15 protein-coding genes, 1 tRNA gene and 1 riboswitch are annotated in these 18,262 nt (G+C 70.9%); of the genes, 11 read left to right on the plus strand and 5 right to left on the minus strand.

Annotated features, from left to right (window positions below; translation table 11 throughout):
• The first annotated feature begins 98 nt into the window (after window positions 1–98).
• The 6 genes from ACIQV3_RS33145 (at window position 99) to ACIQV3_RS33170 (ending at window position 6,181) form a co-directional block, all read left to right on the plus strand.
• Window positions 99–1,268, plus strand: a complete 1,170-nt coding sequence (locus ACIQV3_RS33145) for a transglycosylase family protein (protein WP_403718898.1) — start codon at window positions 99–101, stop codon at window positions 1,266–1,268.
• Window positions 1,269–1,544: 276 nt separating this feature from the next.
• A riboswitch (cyclic di-AMP (ydaO/yuaA leader) is annotated at window positions 1,545–1,716 on the plus strand.
• A gap of 2 nt (window positions 1,717–1,718) precedes the next feature.
• Entirely contained in the window at window positions 1,719–2,426 is a 708-nt protein-coding gene (locus ACIQV3_RS33150) for a transglycosylase family protein (protein ID WP_403718902.1), read from the plus strand.
• A 320-nt stretch (window positions 2,427–2,746) separates the two neighbouring features.
• Window positions 2,747–4,033 carry a phosphopyruvate hydratase gene (gene eno, locus ACIQV3_RS33155; RefSeq protein WP_403718904.1) on the plus strand — a complete coding sequence of 429 codons (1,287 nt, stop codon included), beginning with the start codon at window positions 2,747–2,749 and terminating at the stop codon, window positions 4,031–4,033.
• 108 nt (window positions 4,034–4,141) lie between these two features.
• Window positions 4,142–4,630, plus strand: coding sequence for a septum formation initiator family protein (locus ACIQV3_RS33160; RefSeq protein WP_403718905.1), 489 nt, complete (start codon window positions 4,142–4,144; stop codon window positions 4,628–4,630).
• 40 nt (window positions 4,631–4,670) lie between these two features.
• Window positions 4,671–5,243, plus strand: coding sequence for a DUF501 domain-containing protein (locus ACIQV3_RS33165; RefSeq protein WP_403718907.1), 573 nt, complete (start codon window positions 4,671–4,673; stop codon window positions 5,241–5,243).
• Window positions 5,240–6,181: an exopolyphosphatase gene (locus ACIQV3_RS33170; protein WP_403718909.1), complete on the plus strand. Its 942-nt coding sequence runs from the start codon at window positions 5,240–5,242 to the stop codon at window positions 6,179–6,181. The genes ACIQV3_RS33165 and ACIQV3_RS33170 overlap by 4 nt, the downstream gene beginning before the upstream one ends.
• Before the next feature lie 71 nt (window positions 6,182–6,252).
• On the opposite strand, the gene ACIQV3_RS33175 is transcribed toward ACIQV3_RS33170, so the two are convergent.
• Complete coding sequence (locus tag ACIQV3_RS33175; RefSeq protein WP_403718911.1) at window positions 6,253–7,383, minus strand: MerR family transcriptional regulator; 1,131 nt, start codon at window positions 7,381–7,383, stop codon at window positions 6,253–6,255.
• 498 nt (window positions 7,384–7,881) lie between these two features.
• Here ACIQV3_RS33175 and ACIQV3_RS33180 point away from each other — a divergent pair, with 498 nt between their 5' ends.
• On the plus strand, window positions 7,882–9,267 hold the full coding sequence (locus ACIQV3_RS33180; RefSeq protein WP_403718913.1) for an NAD(P)/FAD-dependent oxidoreductase: 1,386 nt from the start codon (window positions 7,882–7,884) through the stop codon (window positions 9,265–9,267).
• Window positions 9,268–9,465: 198 nt separating this feature from the next.
• The gene (locus tag ACIQV3_RS33185; RefSeq protein ID WP_403718915.1) at window positions 9,466–10,785 is read left to right on the plus strand and encodes a class I SAM-dependent methyltransferase; all 1,320 of its coding nucleotides are present in this window, start codon (window positions 9,466–9,468) and stop codon (window positions 10,783–10,785) included.
• Between the two features lie 95 nt (window positions 10,786–10,880).
• Here the strand turns inward: ACIQV3_RS33185 and ACIQV3_RS33190 are convergent, their stop codons facing one another.
• Both ACIQV3_RS33190 and ACIQV3_RS33195 read right to left on the minus strand, forming a co-directional pair.
• Window positions 10,881–13,433 carry an ABC transporter permease gene (locus ACIQV3_RS33190; RefSeq protein ID WP_403718918.1) on the minus strand — a complete coding sequence of 851 codons (2,553 nt, stop codon included), beginning with the start codon at window positions 13,431–13,433 and terminating at the stop codon, window positions 10,881–10,883.
• A gap of 63 nt (window positions 13,434–13,496) precedes the next feature.
• Window positions 13,497–14,261, minus strand: coding sequence for an ABC transporter ATP-binding protein (locus tag ACIQV3_RS33195; RefSeq protein WP_403719071.1), 765 nt, complete (start codon window positions 14,259–14,261; stop codon window positions 13,497–13,499).
• A 592-nt stretch (window positions 14,262–14,853) separates the two neighbouring features.
• Here ACIQV3_RS33195 and ACIQV3_RS33200 point away from each other — a divergent pair.
• Both ACIQV3_RS33200 and ACIQV3_RS33205 read left to right on the plus strand, forming a co-directional pair.
• A tRNA-Leu gene (locus ACIQV3_RS33200) sits at window positions 14,854–14,935 on the plus strand.
• 191 nt (window positions 14,936–15,126) lie between these two features.
• On the plus strand, window positions 15,127–15,984 hold the full coding sequence (locus ACIQV3_RS33205) for a Bax inhibitor-1/YccA family protein (protein WP_403718922.1): 858 nt from the start codon (window positions 15,127–15,129) through the stop codon (window positions 15,982–15,984).
• A 153-nt stretch (window positions 15,985–16,137) separates the two neighbouring features.
• Here ACIQV3_RS33205 and ACIQV3_RS33210 read toward each other — a convergent pair whose 3' ends face one another.
• Window positions 16,138–16,368: a DUF4287 domain-containing protein gene (locus tag ACIQV3_RS33210; RefSeq protein WP_403718925.1), complete on the minus strand. Its 231-nt coding sequence runs from the start codon at window positions 16,366–16,368 to the stop codon at window positions 16,138–16,140.
• A gap of 101 nt (window positions 16,369–16,469) precedes the next feature.
• Here ACIQV3_RS33210 and ACIQV3_RS33215 point away from each other — a divergent pair, with 101 nt between their 5' ends.
• Window positions 16,470–16,922, plus strand: a complete 453-nt coding sequence (locus ACIQV3_RS33215; RefSeq protein ID WP_403718929.1) for a hypothetical protein — start codon at window positions 16,470–16,472, stop codon at window positions 16,920–16,922.
• Window positions 16,923–16,941: 19 nt separating this feature from the next.
• On the opposite strand, the gene ACIQV3_RS33220 is transcribed toward ACIQV3_RS33215, so the two are convergent.
• Window positions 16,942–17,751, minus strand: a complete 810-nt coding sequence (locus ACIQV3_RS33220) for a hypothetical protein (protein WP_403718932.1) — start codon at window positions 17,749–17,751, stop codon at window positions 16,942–16,944.
• Between the last annotated feature and the right edge of the window lie 511 nt (window positions 17,752–18,262).

Raw genomic sequence — 18,262 nt, forward strand, 5'->3', positions numbered from 1 at the left:
GCGTTCGAAGGCCGCTAGGTTCTGCCGTTACCCCGCCGTTATGCGAAAGGTGCAGCCTCATGCGTTCCGGGAACGGCCGCCACAGACGCCCCCGACAAGTGCCCGCACTTGTCGTCACCGCCGGAGTCACCGGCACCGCGCTCGCCCTGCCGCTGCTCGCCGCCACGGGCGCGAGCGCGGCGGAGACCTCCACATGGGACAAGGTCGCCGAGTGCGAGAGCGGCGGCACGTGGAGTGCCAACTTCGGCGGCGGCGCGTACGGCGGGCTGCAGTTCACCCAGGAGCAGTGGAAGCAGGCCGGCGGGCTCGACTTCGCCGAGCGCGCCGACCTGGCCAGCCGCTCCCAGCAGATCGCGGTCGCCGAACGGGTGCTGGCTTCCCAGGGCCCCCAGGCGTGGCCGCTGTGCGGAGTGCGGGCCGGTCTGACCCAGGACGGGCCCGCCGCCGTGGTGGACCCGGGCCTGCCCGGCGGTTCCGGATCCGTCACCCCGGCCCCGTCCCGTCCGGACGACACCGTGCCCCACACCGGCTCGGGCAAGCCGTCCACGGACTTCGGGGCCCCTACGCCGAAGACCCCGGCGCCCGAGGCCCCGTCGGCCTCGACGCAGCCCGGCTATCCGATCGGCGTGCCCGGCGAACTGCCCGTCATGCCCGCGCCGGACCTGGAGACGCCCCCGGGGCTCCCGGGCGACCCGACGCCTCCCACGAGCCCGACGCCTCCCACGGGCCCGGTGGACCCCACCGCCCCGGTGGGCCCGGTCAATCCCGTCGATCCGACCGCTCCGGTGGACCCGACGGCGCCGCCGTCCGCGGACCCCACCGCGCCGGTGGGCCCGACGGCTCCCGTCTCCCCGTCCAACCCGGGGGACGCCACGAACCCGGCGAACCCGACCAACCCGACCAACCCGGGGAATTCCGCGAACCCGGCAAATCCGGCCAACCCGATTGATCCCACGGCCCCGACGACTCCGGCCGCACCCGGCGCCTCCACCGCTCCGAGCGCGCCGGCGACCCCCGGCGCGACCCCCGGCGCGACCGAGGGCGGCGGCAAGCACCGCGGCCCGGCCGCGCTCGAGACGTCCGCCGCGCCTGATGCCGCGTCGGACCCCACGTACACCGTGAAGGCGGGCGACAGCCTCATCGCGATCGCGGACGCCAACGGAGTGAAGGGTGGCTGGAAGGGCCTCTACGAGGCCAACGAGCAGGTCATCGGCGGCGATGCGGACCTGATCAAGCCCGGTCAGAATCTGGATCTAACGCATCAATAAGGGCACTTAAGGCGCCCGGAACCAGCTGATTGTCCGTTTTCTGTAAGTGAGACATGTGTCTCTTCAGGTCAACTGGCGTGTCCGGCCCGGAGCGTTCCGCAAACCCCGCCCTCACCTGCGCAAACGCCCTTCCGGGGAGCGCAAGTAGGCACCGATTCCCCCCGATGTCCCTCGTTGAACATCGGGGGGAGACCTGTCTACCTTCTGAATCGCTCGCCACCGCGGGCTCCTTCGACCGCATCGCCGAATCCTGCCGGCGGACGGAGGGAACACTCGTCGCGTAAAGCGCCGAAGGCAGGAGCGGGGGAACCAAGGTAGGCGCCGGTCGCGGCCGTTGAGAGACGGTCACATCGCCGGCTAGGGGTTAAGCCAAGCGCTAGGTCGCTCGGCCGGGCACTCACTCGCCCGAACCCGACAGCTCACCTCGTAGGCGTCGGTGAGGAGAACTCCATGCTGCTTTCGGGCAAGGGCAAGCACCGTCGTGGCTCCAAGGCCGTCCGCATCGTCACGCTCGCCGGTGTCGCCGGTGTGGCCGTGGCCGCGCCGCTGATGGCCGCGGGCACCGCCTCCGCCGCGACCGGCGCCGAGTGGGACCGCGTCGCCTCGTGCGAGTCGGGCGGCAACTGGTCCATCAACACGGGCAACGGCTACTACGGCGGCCTGCAGTTCTCGTCGTCCACCTGGGCCGCGTTCGGTGGCAAGGCGTACGCCGCGCAGGCCAACCAGGCCTCCAAGTCGCAGCAGATAGCCATCGCCGAAAAGGTCCTCAAGGGCCAGGGCAAGGGCGCCTGGCCGTCCTGCGGCGTCGGCCTGTCGAACTCCTCCTACACCGGCGGCGGCTCGGGGACGACCACCCCCTCCAAGCCGAAGACCCAGCCGAAGCCGGCTGCGCCGAAGCCGAAGGCCGAGGCTCCGAAGAAGGAGACCAAGCGCGTCGAGGCTCCGACCACGCGCTCCGAGCGTCCGGCCGCCGCGCCGAAGACCGAAGCCCCCAAGACGGGCAACGGCTCTTACGAGGTCAAGTCCGGCGACACGCTGGGCGCGATCGCCGACGCGAACAAGGTGTCCGGCGGCTGGGAGAAGCTCTTCGACCTCAACAAGGAGATCCTGTCGGACGCCGACCTGATCTACCCGGGTCAGAAGCTGAACCTCAGCTGAAAACCGTGAGAACGCTCGCGGCCGCTTTCGCGACGCGCAGTAGTTCCACCGCGTAGTTCCACCAGAGATTCCACCGCCCGGCGCGCAACCCCCTTCGCGCCGGGCGGTGCTGTGTGCGGATGTTCTCCGCCTGACGGAGCCTCCGGAACGCAGATGATCAAGGGTCCTATGTCCTGTAAGAGGGGCATTCAGGCCCTTTTTCGTCCCAGCCCCCGGGCGGTCGGCTGGCCGAGTGCCCGGAGGCGGTTAGGCTCTAAGCGGCAAGGCCATCCCACGGCCTGACACGCCACCGCACACCCAGCGTCACATCCCAGAAGGAGATGCTCGTGCCGTCCATCGACGTCGTCGTAGCCCGGGAAATCCTGGACTCCCGAGGCAATCCCACGGTCGAGGTCGAGGTGGGCCTCGACGATGGCAGCACCGGCCGTGCTGCAGTCCCGTCCGGCGCCTCCACCGGAGCGTTCGAAGCCGTAGAGCTCCGCGACGGTGACCCCAACCGCTACATGGGCAAGGGCGTCGAGAAGGCCGTCCTCGCCGTCATCGAGCAGCTCGGCCCGGAGCTCGTCGGCTACGACGCCACCGAGCAGCGCCTGATCGACCAGGCGATGATCGACCTGGACGCCACCGAGAACAAGGCCTCCCTCGGCGCCAACGCCATCCTGGGCGTCTCCCTCGCCGTCGCGCACGCCGCGTCCGAGGCCTCGGACCTCCCGCTGTTCCGCTACCTCGGCGGTCCGAACGCGCACCTGCTGCCCGTTCCGATGATGAACATCCTGAACGGTGGGTCGCACGCCGACTCCAACGTCGACATCCAGGAATTCATGATCGCCCCGATCGGCGCGGAGTCCTTCTCCGAGGCCCTTCGCTGGGGTGCCGAGGTCTACCACACGCTCAAGAAGGTCCTGCACACCAAGGGCCTCTCCACCGGTCTTGGCGACGAGGGCGGCTTCGCGCCGAACCTGGAGTCGAACCGCGCCGCGCTGGACCTCATCGTCGAGGCCATCAAGCAGGCCGGCTACGTCCCGGGCACCCAGATCGCGCTCGCGCTCGACGTCGCCGCGTCCGAGTTCTACAAGGACGGCAACTACGAGTTCGAGGGCAAGTCCCGCTCGGCCGCCGAGATGACCGACTACTACGCCGAGCTCGTCGAGGCGTACCCGCTGGTCTCCATCGAGGACCCGCTGTTCGAGGACGACTGGGCCGGCTGGAAGACCCTCACCGACCGCCTGGGCTCCAAGGTCCAGATCGTCGGCGACGACCTCTTCGTCACCAACCCCGAGCGTCTCGCCCGCGGCATCGAAGAGGGCTCGGCGAACGCCCTGCTCGTCAAGGTGAACCAGATCGGTTCGCTGACCGAGACCCTGGACGCCGTCGAGATGGCCCAGCGCAACGGTTTCAAGTGCATGATGTCGCACCGTTCCGGTGAGACCGAGGACGTCACGATCGCCGACCTCGCGGTCGCCGTGAACTGCGGCCAGATCAAGACCGGCGCCCCGGCCCGCTCGGACCGCGTCGCCAAGTACAACCAGCTGCTGCGCATCGAGGAGATCCTCGACGACGCCGCGGTGTACGCGGGCCGCAGCGCCTTCCCGCGCTTCAAGGGCTGAACACCCTGATCGGTCCTTAGGGGCGCAAGCCTCCCTACGTCCCCGCACTCGGTCCCGTACCGTGTGCGGGGACGTAGTGCGTCGTGCGCATATAGGGGAGGCGGATCAATGGCCGGGAACCGGGACCGGTTCGCCACGTTCTCGACCGCGACCAGGCTCAAGCAGCTCGGTGAGCGGACCGCGGCACACGTGTACCGCTCGCAGTCCCGCCGACAGGTCCGCCGCAGCCGGCTCACGGGCCGGGCCGCCCTGCTCGTCCTCGTCCTCTGTACCCTGGTCGTCGCCCTCGCGTATCCGATGCGCCAGTACGTCTCCCAGCGCTCGGAGATCGCGAAGCAGCAGAAGGAGGCCGTCTCCGCGCGGGACCGGCTGGAACGGCTGCGCGACGAGAAGGCCCGCTGGCAGGACAACGCGTACGCCGAGCAGCAGGCGCGCAAGCACCTGCACTTCGTCCGGCCGGGCGAGGTCAGCTACATCATGACCGACCCCGGAGCCGCCGCGGCAGAGCAGCGCCGCGGCGGACAGGCCGCCACCGACCGGCCCTGGTACTCCAACGTCTGGGACGGCGTCGACAAGGCCGACCGCCCGGGCGACTGAGTCCCACCCATCCACGAGAACGAAAAGACTTCCTCCAGGCATGCAGACGCCCCCGCCCCAGACCGACCGGACCGAGCCGACCGCCGCCGACATCGAGGCGTTCGAACAGCAGCTCGGCCGCCCCCCGCGCGGGCTCCGAGCCATCGCGCACCGCTGCCCCTGCGGGCAGCCGGACGTGGTGGAGACCGCCCCGCGGCTCCCCGACGGCACCCCCTTCCCGACGCTGTACTACTTGACCTGCCCGCGGGCCGCCGGTGCGATCGGCACGCTGGAGGCCAACGGCGTGATGAAGGAGATGCAGGCCCGCCTCGCCGTGGATCCGGAGCTGGCCGCGGCCTACCGGGCCGCGCACGAGGACTACATCACCCGCCGCGACGCCATCGAGGTGCTCCAGGGCTTCCCGAGCGCCGGCGGCATGCCGGACCGGGTGAAGTGCCTGCACGTGCTGGTCGGCCACTCCCTGGCCGCGGGCCCGGGCGTGAACCCGTTCGGCGACGAGGCCCTGGCGATGCTGCCCGAGTGGTGGGCCAAGGGCGCCTGCGTCACCCCGTGCGGAGAGAAGAAGGCCGACGGGCGCGCGGAGAACGCCGCGGACGCGGAGGCGGGCGCGTGACCCGGGTCGCGGCCGTCGACTGCGGTACGAACTCCATCCGGCTCCTCGTCGCGGACCTCGACCGGGCCACCGGCGAGTTGACCGACCTGGACCGCCGGATGACCGTCGTCCGGCTCGGCCAGGGCGTCGACAAGACCGGCCGGCTGGCCCCGGAGGCGCTGGAGCGCACCTTCGCGGCGTGCCGCGACTACGCGGCGGTCATCAAGGAACTCGGCGCCGAGCGGGTGCGCTTCGTGGCGACCTCGGCCTCCCGGGACGCCGAGAACCGCGACGAGTTCGTCCGGGGCGTCCTGGACATCCTGGGCGTCGAGCCCGAGGTGATCAGCGGGGACCAGGAGGCCGAGTTCTCCTTCACCGGCGCCACCGGTGAGCTGGCCGGCCGCACCGATCTGGAGCGGCCCTTCCTGGTGGTGGACATCGGCGGCGGCTCCACGGAGTTCGTGGTCGGCGCCGAGCGCGTCCGGGCGGCCCGCTCCGTCGACGTGGGCTGTGTCCGGATGACCGAGCGCCACCTGACGGTGGACGGGGTCGTCACCGACCCGCCGACCGCGGAGCAGATCGCCGCGATACGGGCCGACATCGAGGCGGCCCTGGACCTGGCCGCCGAGACGGTCCCGCTGGCCGAGGCGCGCACCCTGGTGGGCCTGGCCGGTTCGGTGAACACGGTCGCCGCGATCGCGCTGGGCCTGGAGGCGTACGACTCGGCGCGGATCCACCACTCCCGGATCCCGTACGGGACGGTCCGCGAGATCAGCGAGCGGATGCTGACGCTGACGCACGCCGAGCGCGCGGCCATCCCGGTGATGCACCCGGGGCGGGTCGACGTGATCGGCGCGGGCGCCCTGGTCCTGCTGGCGATCATGGAGCGGATCGGCGCCACGGAGGTCGTCGTCTCGGAGCACGACATCCTCGACGGAATCGCCTGGTCCATCGCCTGACGGCCCGTTCGAAACGCACGCCACGGTGCCCCCGGCGGATCCCGCCGGGGGCACCGTCACGTCCGGGACGGCTACCCGTCCAGCCGGACCGGCATCAGGAGCGAGAAGGACTCCTCGTCGTCGGGGCGGCGGATCGCCACGGGGGCCTTGGGGGCGCCGAGCTCCAGGATCAGCCGGTCCCGGGCTCCGGCGGCGAGCGCGTCCAGCAGGAACGCGCGGTTCACGCCGACGTCGGCCGGGTCGTCGGCGGCGTCGTCGCCGTCACCGGCGAGGGACAGCGCTCCCTCGCCGGTCACCCTGAGCACGCTGAGCTCGCCGGTCGCGCCGTCCTGCTCGCGCACGGCCGGGCGGACGGGACCGTTCTCCAGCGTCTCGCGGAAGGCCGGTACGTCGACCAGGACCCGGCGCCCCGCGGGCAGGCTGACCAGACGGCGGTAATCGGGGAACTCGTGGCCCAGGCAGCGGCCGGCCGCCTGGCGGTCCGCCGCCCGCGTCTCCAGGGTCACGCGGTCGCCGTCCACGGTCAGCAGGACGGGGCCGTCCTCGCTCAGCAGCGCCCGCATCGCGTCCGCGAGCGGGGCGGGTACGAGGAGCCGCAGGCGGGGTCCGGTGTGTCCGGTGACCCCGGCGCGGGCGACGGCCAGCCGGTACCGGTCGGTGGCCACGACGCGCAGCGCCCCGTCCTCGATGTCGAAGAGGATGCCGCCGAGCACCGGCAGCTCGGCATCGGCGGAGACGGCGAACCGGACCGAGTCCAGTGCGGCGGCCAGCTCCGGCCCGGAGACGGTGAGCCGGGCGGTGGTGCCGGCGGCGGCGTGGGCGGTCGTGTGGCTGGTGGTGTGGGCGGTCGTGTTCACGGGGTTCTCCCTGCGGTCGAGTAGGGCGCGGATCGCGGAGAGCTCGGTGCGGGCATCGGACAGGCCCTCTTCGAGTCGGAGCAGGTGCGCCCGGAGCAGCCCGCGGACCAGATCGGTGTCCGCGCCGGCCCAGCCGGCCAGCACGAGCCGGATGTCCGCCAGGGGCATGCCGGTCCGCCGGAGCCGGGCCAGCAGCCGGGCCTCCTCGACCTGCTCGGGCCCGTACCAGCGGTACCCGCTCGCCGGATCCACCCGGACGGGAACCAGCACGCCGGCCCCGTCGTAGAACCGCAGGGCACTCACGCTCAGCCCGCTGTCGAGGGCCGTCTCGCCGATACTGCGCATCTCGTTCTCCACGCCCCGAACCCTGGTCCCTCGACCAGGTCGAGGGTCAACAGCAGGGGCGGCATCGGGTCGGCATCGGGGTCAACATCGGGGTCGCATCGGGGTCGACAGCGGTCCCGGGGGGCCGTTCGGAGGTCTTAGGTCCCGTCGTCCACATGAACTTCGTGAAGTTCTTCACAAGGAAAAGGTGCCTGTGAGGGCCCTGGAGGAGCCTTTTGGGTGAGTCCGGAGCCTCCTGGGCCTTCTTTTTGCTCGCGTTCGTGCGATTGCCGGACCTCGCGCACCTCTGGCGGTAGGTATCCACGAAGGCGGTGGTCTACTCCGCTTGAGGGCTTGGAGGCCAGTTCAGGACTGGTGTTCAACGACTCCCGTTACACCCTGGTTCCCGCTTCGCGCCATGACCTCGGTCACGTGGGCGGCGGAGTGTAGCAGAGGGTCCCAAGGTCCTTGTGAAGGGGCTCACGAGCGTCACCCCTGGGGGTGCTGGATACTCGTTCCATGAGCACCACGGAGCGTCCCAGGATCCTCGTTGTAGGAGGTGGGTACGTAGGCCTGTACGCAGCCAAGCGCATCATGAAGAAGATGCGTTACGGCGAGGCGACCGTCACGGTCGTCGACCCGCGCTCGTACATGACCTACCAGCCCTTCCTCCCCGAAGTGGCCGCAGGCAGCATCTCGCCTCGGCACGTCGTCGTACCGCTGCGACGCGTGCTTCCGAAGGCTGAGGTCCTCACCGGCCGGGTCACGAACATCGACCAGGACCGCAAGGTCGCCGTCGTCACGCCGCTGGTCGGCGAGGCGTACGAGCTGCCCTTCGACTACCTGGTGATCGCGCTCGGCGCCGTCTCCCGCACCTTCCCGATCCCCGGCCTCGCCGAACAGGGCATCGGCATGAAGGGCGTGGAAGAGGGCATCGGCCTGCGCAACCACGTACTCGAGCAGCTCGACAAGGCCGAGTCCACGACGGACGAGAACGTCCGCCGCAAGGCCCTCACCTTCGTCTTCGTCGGCGGCGGCTTCGCCGGTGCCGAGACGATCGGCGAGGTCGAGGACATGGCCCGCGACGCCGTGAAGTACTACTCCAGCATCAAGCGCGAGGACATGCGCTTCATCCTGGTCGACGCGGCCGACAAGATCCTTCCCGAGGTCGGGCCCAAGCTCGGCACCTGGGGCAAGGAGCACCTCGAGTCGCGCGGCATCGAGATCTACCTGAACACCTCCATGGACTCCTGCGTGGACGGCCACGTGGTGCTGAAGAACGGCCTCGAGGTCGACTCCAACACCCTCGTGTGGACCGCCGGCGTCAAGCCCAACCCGGTGCTGGCCCGCTACGGCCTGCCGCTGGGCCCCCGCGGCCACGTGGACGCCGAGCCGACCCTCCAGGTCAAGGGCACGGACTACATCTGGACCGCCGGCGACAACGCCCAGGTGCCCGACCTCGCCGCCCGCAAGGCCGGCGTGGAGAACGCCTGGTGCCCGCCGAACGCCCAGCACGCGCTGCGCCAGGCCAAGGTCCTCGGCGACAACGTCATCTCGGGCATGCGGGGCTTCCCGCAGGCCGAGTACTCGCACTCCAACAAGGGTGCGGTGGCGGGCCTCGGCCTCCACAAGGGCGTGGCGATGATCGTCATGGGCAAGATGAAGATCAAGCTCAAGGGCCGGCTCGCCTGGTACATGCACCGTGGCTACCACGGCATGGCCATGCCGACCTGGAACCGCAAGATCCGCGTCTTCGCCGACTGGACCCTCGCGATGTTCCTCAAGCGCGAGGTCGTCTCCCTCGGTGCCCTGGAGAGCCCCCGCGAGGAGTTCTACGAGGCCGCCAAGCCGGCGCCGGCTCCGGCCGCCGTCGTGGCCCCGGCCGAGAAGGCCAAGGCCTCCTGACCCCGTAGGGTCCCGGCAGCACCCGTACGACGAGTGCGACGGGTGCGACCAGCGCGACCAGTACGACCCAGCGTGTCCCGAAGGGGCCGCCCGCCATCCGTGGTGCGGGCGGCCCCTTCGGCATATTCGGGACCGGATCCGGGTATGCCGTGCGGTCGGAACTTGTCGAGCTCGCCGGTGCTTGTTGGAGGATCCCGCATGAACGACGCCGCGCCGCGGCTGGCCGCTTTAGCCGAAACCCTGATGGGAGCCCCGCTCCCCGTCCGGATCAGGGCCTGGGACGGCAGCGAGGCCGGTCCGCTCGGCGGTCCCATCCTGGTCCTGAACAACCGGCGCGCCCTGCGCCGGATCCTGTGGAAGCCCGGCGAGCTCGGCCTGGCCCGCGCCTGGGTGGCCGGGGACCTCACCGTCGACGGGGACCTGTTCGAGCTGCTGGACCGGGTCGGCGGGCTGCTCTGGGAACGGGACCGCGAGCCGGCTCCCGAGCCGGCCGCCGCCAAGGACACCGGGCCCGCCGCCCTGCTGCGCGATCCGCGCGCCCGGGCCGCCGTACGGAGCCTCGTGGCCCTGGCGCGGCCGTGGACCAAGCCGGCCCCGCCGCCCGAGGAGGCCGTCCGCCGTGGCGGCCCCCGGCACACGAAGGGCAGCGACCGGCGGGCCATCAGCCACCACTACGACGTGGGCAACACCTTCTACGAGCGGGTGCTCGGCCCGTCGATGGTGTACTCCTGCGCCTACTGGATCCCCGGCGGGAGCCTGGAGGACGCCCAGCGGGACAAGCTGGACCTGGTCTGCCGCAAGCTCGCCCTGGGCCCGGGGGACCGGCTCCTGGACGTCGGCTGCGGCTGGGGTTCGATGGCCCTGCACGCCGCCCGGGAGTACGGGGCCAAGGTCACCGGGATCACCCTCTCGCGCGAACAGGCCGCCTACGCCCGCAAGCGGGTCGCCGAGGAGGGCCTGGCGGACCTCGTCGAGATCCGGGTCCAGGACTACCGGGACGTCAAGGACGGCCCGTACGACGCCATCTCCTCCATCGGGATGGCCGAACACGTCGGCGCCCAGCGCTACCGCACGTACGCCCACACCCTGTACGGCTTGCTGCGGCCGGGCGGGAGGCTGCTGAACCACCAGATCGCGCGGCGTCCCGAACCGGACGAGGAGACCTACCGGATCGACGCGTTCATAGACGCCTACGTCTTCCCCGACGGCGAGCTGTCCCCGCTGGGCACCACCGTCGGCGAGCTGGAGCGGGCCGGCTTCGAGGTCCGCGACGTGGAGGCGCTGCGCGAGCACTACGCGCTCACCCTGCGGGCCTGGGTGGCCCGGCTGGAGGAGCACTGGGAGGAGGCGCAGCGGCTGACCTCGCCCGGGCGGGCCCGGGTCTGGCAGCTGTACATGGCCGCCTCGGCGCTCGCCTTCGAGCACAACCGGCTCGGTGTCAACCAGGTGCTCGCGGTGCGCACCGGGAGACGGTCGGCCTCCGGGATGCCGCTGCGCGCACGGGAGTGGCCCGCGTAGCCCGGTACGGGCGGCGGAACGGCCGCAGGGCCCCGCGACGGGATGTCGCGGGGCCCTGCGGCCGTGTGGCGGGTGCGGTGGTGCGGCCGCCGCGGCTACTCCGTCTTGATCGCGGTCAGCATGTTCAGCCGGGCCGCGCTGCGGGCGGGCCACATGGCCGCCAGGGCGCCGACGATGCCGGCCAGCAGCATGAAGATCGCGATCCGGTCGAAGGGGATCACCAGGGCGTAGTTCGGGATCGAGCTCTTGATGGTCTCGCCGACGGCCCAGGCGATGAAGGTGCCCAGCGCCACGCCGATGACCGCGCCGAAGAGCGAGATCACGATGGCTTCCAGCCGGATCATGTTCTTGACCCGGCCGCGGTCCAGGCCGATGGCCCGCAGCATGCCGATCTCCTGCGTCCGCTCGTACACGGACATGGCCAGGGTGTTGACGACGCCGAGGACCGAGATGATCAGCGCCATGGCGAGCAGGCCGTACATGATGTTCAGGGCGGTGTTGATCAGGCCGCCCATCTCGTTGCGGATGTCCTGCTGGGTGGCGAAGGTGATCGCCGGGTTCTTGCCGAGGGCGTCGACGAGGGCCTGCTCGGCCTTGTCGGAGGGGCCGCCGTCCATCTTGACGAGGACCTCGCGCAGGTGGGGCTCCTCGCTGTGCTGGTCGAGGATCCGGGAGTCGATCACGTAGGGGGAGAGCATGCCCTCCATGTCCTTGTAGACCGCGCCGACCTTCAGGTTCGCCTTCTTGTTGTCCGCGAAGGTGACCTTCAGGGTGGAGCCGACCGACAGGCCCGCCTCCTTCGCGGTCTTGTCGGCGACCGCCACCTCGCCCTTGGTGAGGCTCGTCAGCTGCCCGCTGACCACGTCGAAGTTGAGGAGCTGCCCGATGGTCGCCGGGTTGACCCCGGAGACGGAGCGGTAGGAGTCGCCGTCGCCGACCCGGAAGTCGCCGGCCTGCTGCGGGGAGACCGCCTTGACGCCCGGGGCCTTCTCCAGGGCCGGGATCACGGAGGCGTCCAGGCTGCCGAAGCTCTCGCCCATGGAGACCGTGTAGTCGGCCTTGAGGTTGTCCGTCGTCATCCGGTCGATGGCCTTGCCCATCGTGATGCCGAGCACGGACAGGGCGGTGACCAGGGTCAGGCCGATGGCCAGCGAAGCGGCGGTGACGGCGGTGCGGCGCGGGTTGCGGACCGCGTTCTGCGCGGCCAGCTTGCCGGCGACGCCGAAGGCCTTCTCCAGCAGCGGGCGGACCGCCGCGATGACCGGGCGGGAGAGGGCCGGCAGCAGGACGATGATGCCGATCATCGTGAAGAAGGCACCGGCGCCGATGAGCACCCTGCCGTCCTTGCCGGCGATCGCGCCGCCGAGGATGGCGAGCAGGCCGAGCAGGGTGACGGCGCCGCCGATGCTGTTGCGCAGCACCAGGGACTTCGAGGAGGCCGGCAGGTGGGCGCTGCCCATGGCGGCGACCGGGGAGATCTTGGCGGTGCGGCGCGCGGGCAGCCAGGCGGCGAGCATCGTGACGACGACGCCGATGACGATCGCGGCGAGGACGGTCACGGGGGCGACGACCAGCGGACCGGCCGGGATCTTCACGTCGAAGGCGCCCATCGCGGAGCGCATGCCGACGGCGAGCCCGACGCCGGCGATCAGGCCGATGGCGGAGGAGATCACGCCGACGACCAGGGCCTCGGCCAGGACCGAGCGCTTGACCTGGCCGCGGTTGGCGCCGACGGCGCGCAGCAGGGCCAGTTCCTTGGTGCGCTGGGCGACCAGCATGGTGAAGGTGTTGTAGATCAGGAAGATGCCGACGAAGAGCGAGATCAGCGCGAAGGTCAGCAGCATCTGGTTCATGCTGCCCATGCCGGCCTCGATGTCCTTGGCCTGCTTGGCGGCGAGCTCCGCGCCGGTCTCCGCGGTGACGTCCTTGCCGACCAGCGGCTTGATCTCGGTGAGCAGCTGGTCGGCGGAGGTGCCGGCCTTGGCGCTGACCGCGAGCTCGTCGTAGAAGCCGGGCTCCAGGTAGAGCTGCTGGGCGGTCGGGGTGTCGAACAGGACGAGCGAGCCGCCCGCGTTGACCGCGCCGTCCTCGGTGGTGAAGACGCCGGTGAGCGCGTACTCCTTGGCCGGGCCGTTGTCGGCCACCCGGACCTTGTCGCCCACCTTGTACGCGCCGCGCTTGGCCGTCTCCTTGTCGAGGGCGATCTCGCCGGCCTTGGCCGGGCCGTTGCCCTCGGTGAAGGCGTAGCGGGGGTCCTTGCCGTCCTTGAGGGGGACGAAGTTGGCGCCGGTGTTGGCCCAGCCGGTGCCGATCAGTTTGCCGTCCTGGTCGCCCACGGCGGCGAAGCCGCTCACGCGGCCGGAGGCGCTGTCGACGCCGCCGAGGGCCTTGACCTTGTCGAGGGTCTTCTGGCTGATGCCCGGCTCGCCCTCCTTGACGCCCTCGCCGTTGCGGGAGGCGCCGTGGGAGGTGACCGAGACGGCGACGCCGTCGAAGCTCTTGGCGGACTGGTTCGACATCGCCTTGCCGACGGTGTCGGTGAAGACGAGCGTGCCGGAGACGAAGGCGACGCCGAGGACGACGGCGAGCACCGTCATCAGCAGCCGGGCCTTGTGCGCGAGCACGTTGCGCAGGGCGGTACGGAACATGGTGGAGGAGTCCAGGTGTAAGGGGTCAGCGGGGGCGGACGGCTACGAGGGGGTGCGCGTCCCTCAGCTGGTGCGGCCCTTGGCGTCGAAGGCCTTCATGCGGTCGAGCACGCCGTCCGCGGTGGGCTGGATCATCTCGTCGACGATGCGGCCGTCGGCGAGGAAGATGACGCGGTCCGCGTAGGAGGCGGCGACCGGGTCGTGGGTGACCATGACGACGGTCTGGCCGAGCTCGCGCACCGAGTTGCGCAGGAAGCCGAGGACCTCGGCGCCGGAGCGCGAGTCGAGGTTTCCGGTGGGCTCGTCACCGAAGATGATCTCGGGGCGGGAGGCCAGGGCGCGGGCCACGGCCACGCGCTGCTGCTGGCCGCCGGAGAGCTGGGTGGGGCGGTGGGAGAGGCGGTCGGAGAGGCCGACCATGCTGATCACCGAGTCCAGCCACTGCTTGTCGGGCTTGCGGCCGGCGATGTCCATGGGGAGCGTGATGTTCTCCAGGGCCGTCAGGGTCGGCAGCAGGTTGAAGGCCTGGAAGATGAAGCCGATCTTGTCCCGGCGCAGCTGCGTCAGCTGCTTGTCCTTCAGGGTGGACAGCTCGGTCTCGCCGATGCGGACGGACCCGGCGGAGAAGGTGTCCAGGCCGGCGACGCAGTGCATCAGCGTGGACTTGCCGGAGCCGGAGGGGCCCATGATCGCGGTGAACTGGCCCTGCGCGAAGTCCACGGAGACGTTGTCCAGGGCGACCACCTGGGTCTCGCCCTGGCCGTACACCTTGGAGAGGCCGGTGGCGCGCGCGGCGACGGCCTGGGCGGTGTGCGGGGCGTAGTTCATGGTGGTCACGGGGGCGACTCCTCGGGGGGCGGACCGGGCTCACGGTCCGCGGTTGGCGGGACTCCTCCATCCTCGTGGCGCCCACCCCCGCTCCGGATCAGCCGTGATGCCCCTTCTCCGGTCCCCTGGAGACTGACCACGAAGGGTCGCGCCTCCTCCTTTGGTATGACAGCGGCCCGCTGGAGGCGCGGGGAGACCGCCGGTGCGGCGGAGCCGGCACCGGGAAACAGGAGCCGGGCGGCGGCGGGGCCGGAGCGGGGGCCGGGGGCGGAAACGGAGGCCGTACCGGGGGTGGGAACGGAGCCGGGGCCGGGGGTGGAAACGGACCGGGAAGGGGCCGGAAGCGGAGCCGGCCCGAGGGGGTGGCGGACGGGGTGGCGTGCGGGGTGGCGCGGGCCATCGAAATCCCGTCAATCCCGTGGCGGCCATGATCGACGCCCGGAACGTGCCGACCGCGCCTTCTGTCCCCTGACGGACCATCAATCACCAATAAAATCAGACAACATCGGCGAGATGCCCAGGTGGGGGCGCAAGTGTTCCGGATAGGCTCGGCGCAGCGTTCAAGGCTTTTCCTACGGGGCCGCTACGCCCTGCCCGGATGGTGGAATGCAGACACGGCGAGCTTAAACCTCGCTGACCCTCGGGTCGTGCCGGTTCAAGTCCGGCTTCGGGCACGATGATGTTGAGGACGTTCCGATTCAGGCCGGAACGCGCGGACGGCGGGGGCGCCACGGGTACCCCCGCCCGTCACGCGGAGCGGACCCGTACCGGCGGGGAAAGATCCTCCTCCAGCAGTAGGGCGATTTCTTTGCGTTCGCATTACTCTTGATTCCAAGGCCGCGCACGGTGGCCATGGAGGAGTGAGATGAGGAGCAGCAACCCGGTCTTCTCGCGACGGGGGTTCAGCCGCGACAACGGTGCTTATGCGGGCCTCGGCACGCAGCAGCCCCAGGCCCAGGCCGGGACCGCCACCAACCCGTACGCGACCAACCCCTACGCGACCGACCCGGCCACGGGTATGCCGCAGGCGCCGGTCCGCGGCAACGCGATGACCATCGACGACGTCGTGAGCCGTACGGCTCTGACGCTCGGCACGGTCATCCTGACGGCGGCGATCTCCTGGATCGTTCTTCCGGTCGACTCGGCCAACATCAACAAGTCGTACGGCATCGCCATCGGCGCCGCACTCATCGCGTTCGTCTTCGCGATGATCCAGTCGTTCAAGGCCAAGCCGGTCCCGGCGCTGATCCTGGCGTACGCCGCCTTCGAGGGCGTCTTCCTCGGTGTCATCAGCTCGGCCGTCAGCACCTACACCGGCCCGGGCACGGTCGTCCAGGCCGTCATGGGCACGATGTGCGTCTTCGCCGGCGTGCTGTTCGCGTACAAGATGCGCTGGATCAGGGTGAACCGGCGCTTCGTCGGCTTCGTGATGGCCGCCGCCGTGGGCTTCATGCTCCTGATGGTCGTCAACATGCTGTTCTCCGTCTTCGCGGGCGGCGACGGCCTCGGCTTCCGCAGCGGCCCCCTGGGCATCCTGTTCGGCGTCATCGGCATCCTCATCGGTGCCGCCTTCCTCGCCATGGACTTCAAGATGGTCGAGGACGGCGTGGCCTACGGCGCCCCCCGCGAGGAGTCCTGGCTGGCGGCCTTCGGCCTCACCATGACCCTGGTGTGGATCTACATGGAGATGCTGCGCCTGATCTCCATCCTCAAGGGCGACTAGTACCCAGCACCCCTGGCGGTACCGGCAGAGCCGAGGAAGGCCCCGCGAGCACGTGCTCGCGGGGCCTTCCCGCATGTCGGGGGTCAGCGGATCGGGTGATCGGGGGCGGACGGGAAGTCGGGGGCTGGGCTTCGGACTGGGGCAGGGGCCGGCTCAGCCGAACTTGCGGGCGGCCCTGCGCAGGTCGTACTCGTGGATGATCGCCTTGGCCTGGCCGTACGACAGCTCGTGCGCGCCGAGGAGCCAGCTGACCTTCTCTTCGAACCGGACGAGGGAGGGACCGTCGTCCTCGGTCCGGAGCCAGTCGGAGAGTTCACGACCGGTGGCCCGGGGGATTCTGTCGATCATGTTGCGGTGGGTCTGCTCGGAGAACTCGACGGACATGGGCGCCTCCGGAGGTATCGCCGTACTGCTCTCTTCACGCCACCGTGCCGGAGAGTTCGGCCGTTGGCAATGGCGCCGGGGCGGCGCGTAAGGTCGGCCGGGTGCTCGATACCTCACCCTTGACCGCTGCCGTGGAACGTTTCGCCGACCGGCTGCGGGCGGCACCGCAGAGTCGCCTCCAGCAGGGCGCCGCCGAGGTGGCGCTGGACCTGGCCCGGGAGCTCTCGCTGCGCGCGCAGCGGCTGGAGGCGGCCGCCGCGGGCGGCGGGGACGCCGGGGACGCCGGGGAGGCCGCGGGGGCGGCTCCGGCGCGGACGATGCCCGACGCCGGCATCTTCGTGGTGGGCGACCAGCTCGCCGTGGCCGGGCTGGACCTCGCGGAGGCCCTGTACGCCGCTGCGGCCGGCTCCGGGGGTTCCCCGGGAGCGACGGACGCACCGGGACCATCGGGCGCATCGGGCGCATCGGGCCGGGACGTGGTGAAGGCCCCGTCCGAGATGCTGGACGAGGCCGTTCGGCTGGTCGATCAGGCGGAAGCCGGTGCGCTGCGGTGACTCAGGGCGCTGCCGTGCCTCAGAGCGACGCGATGACGCGGTCGGCGAGGATGTAGACGTTGCTGTCCGGGTCCTCGGAGTCACCGCAGGAGAAGGTCAGGGCGTAGGCGCCGGAGATGCCCGAGCCGCCCAGCAGGACCGGTGCGCTGCCCGAGCGCAGGGCGTCGGCGAGCCGCTCGGCGGTCTCCCGGTGGCCCGGGGTCATGCAGAGCGTGGTGCCGTCGGTGAAGACGTACACGTCCAGGGTGCCCAGCGGGCCGGGGCGGACGTCCGCGAGGGCCGTACGGGCCTCCGCGAGCTCCTCCAGGCGGTTGACCGTGCGCTCGTGGTCGGCGCCGGGGTGCGAGGCCTGCACGGGGACGAAGTCCGGGTGCGAGGGGTGGCGCCGGCGGGCGGCGGCCAGCTCGGCCGAGTCCTCCGGGTAGCCCTGGTAGTCCTCGGCGTCGTCGCCCAGGAACGGCTCCAGGCCGACCATGTCCGCCTGCCGGGGCAGGAAGACGGGGCTCTCCTCGCCGAGGCCGGACAGGCCGCCCAGCAGCGAGGGGGCGTCGGCGGCGTCACGCGCCTCCTGAGCGGCCCAGAAGGCACGCGCCTCGGCGAGCTCGCGCTCGCGCTCCTCGGCCAGGGCCTCGGCGACGGCGGCTCGTATCTCGGCGGCGGGGGACTCCACGGCGGCGCGGGCGTGCGGGACGGTGGCACCACGGGGGTGCGACACCGCCAGCTCACCGCGCAGGGCCGCGACCTGCTTGCGCAGGCCGTGGACGGCGTGCAGCGCGGCAGCGCCCAAGGCCGTGGCAGCGGCCGTGGTCAGCAGTAGGGCAAGAGGCATGGCGCTCACTGTCTAACTCCTGATTGTTTTCGATCCCCCGACTTCCTACATCAGCTTGTCCTGTCCTGGGAATGGCTTGCAGTGCATTACGTCATGAATTGGACAGGTCTTTCGTCCCGGCGCCGCCGCCCAAATCTGCTCTGACCTGCGGAAATGCCGAACCCCCAGGACGTATGTCACATCCTGGGGGACATTTGGTCACAGAATGGCCGCGACAGGATTAGGTTCGGCGTCAGTACGACGCAGGGGATCAAGGTGGATCCCTTACGGCGTCTGGCCTCGGCTCTTGATCCCGACGGCCTGGTTCCTGCCGGACCTAGCTCAGCCGCTCGATCTCATGGTCGCGCTGAGCTTCGCCTCCGCTGCGGGCAGGTGCCGTCCTTCGTGCCTCAGGACGACCCCTACCCTCCGCTGCGGCTCAGCTCAGCCGCTCGATCTCATGGTCGCGCTGAGCTTCGCCTCCGCTGCGGGCAGGTGCCGTCCTTCGTGCCTCAGGACGACCCCTACCCTC

The organism is Streptomyces sp. NPDC099050 (genome assembly GCF_044759865.1).
Classification (GTDB): Bacteria; Actinomycetota; Actinomycetes; order Streptomycetales; family Streptomycetaceae; genus Streptomyces.

Excerpts from the sequence above, each read along its gene's own strand:
- ACIQV3_RS33150 (WP_403718902.1), top strand. The coding sequence starts at position 1,719 with ATGCTGCTTTCGGGCAAGGGCAAGCACCGTCGTGGCTCCAAGGCCGTC.
- eno (WP_403718904.1), top strand. The coding sequence starts at position 2,747 with ATGCTCGTGCCGTCCATCGACGTCGTCGTAGCCCGGGAAATCCTGGAC.
- ACIQV3_RS33160 (WP_403718905.1), top strand. The coding sequence starts at position 4,142 with ATGGCCGGGAACCGGGACCGGTTCGCCACGTTCTCGACCGCGACCAGG.
- ACIQV3_RS33165 (WP_403718907.1), top strand. The coding sequence starts at position 4,671 with ATGCAGACGCCCCCGCCCCAGACCGACCGGACCGAGCCGACCGCCGCC.
- ACIQV3_RS33175 (WP_403718911.1), bottom strand. The coding sequence starts at position 7,383 with ATGCGCAGTATCGGCGAGACGGCCCTCGACAGCGGGCTGAGCGTGAGT.
- ACIQV3_RS33180 (WP_403718913.1), top strand. The coding sequence starts at position 7,882 with ATGAGCACCACGGAGCGTCCCAGGATCCTCGTTGTAGGAGGTGGGTAC.
- ACIQV3_RS33185 (WP_403718915.1), top strand. The coding sequence starts at position 9,466 with ATGAACGACGCCGCGCCGCGGCTGGCCGCTTTAGCCGAAACCCTGATG.
- ACIQV3_RS33190 (WP_403718918.1), bottom strand. The coding sequence starts at position 13,433 with ATGTTCCGTACCGCCCTGCGCAACGTGCTCGCGCACAAGGCCCGGCTG.
- ACIQV3_RS33195 (WP_403719071.1), bottom strand. The coding sequence starts at position 14,261 with ATGAACTACGCCCCGCACACCGCCCAGGCCGTCGCCGCGCGCGCCACC.
- ACIQV3_RS33205 (WP_403718922.1), top strand. The coding sequence starts at position 15,127 with ATGAGGAGCAGCAACCCGGTCTTCTCGCGACGGGGGTTCAGCCGCGAC.
- ACIQV3_RS33210 (WP_403718925.1), bottom strand. The coding sequence starts at position 16,368 with ATGTCCGTCGAGTTCTCCGAGCAGACCCACCGCAACATGATCGACAGA.
- ACIQV3_RS33220 (WP_403718932.1), bottom strand. The coding sequence starts at position 17,751 with ATGCCTCTTGCCCTACTGCTGACCACGGCCGCTGCCACGGCCTTGGGC.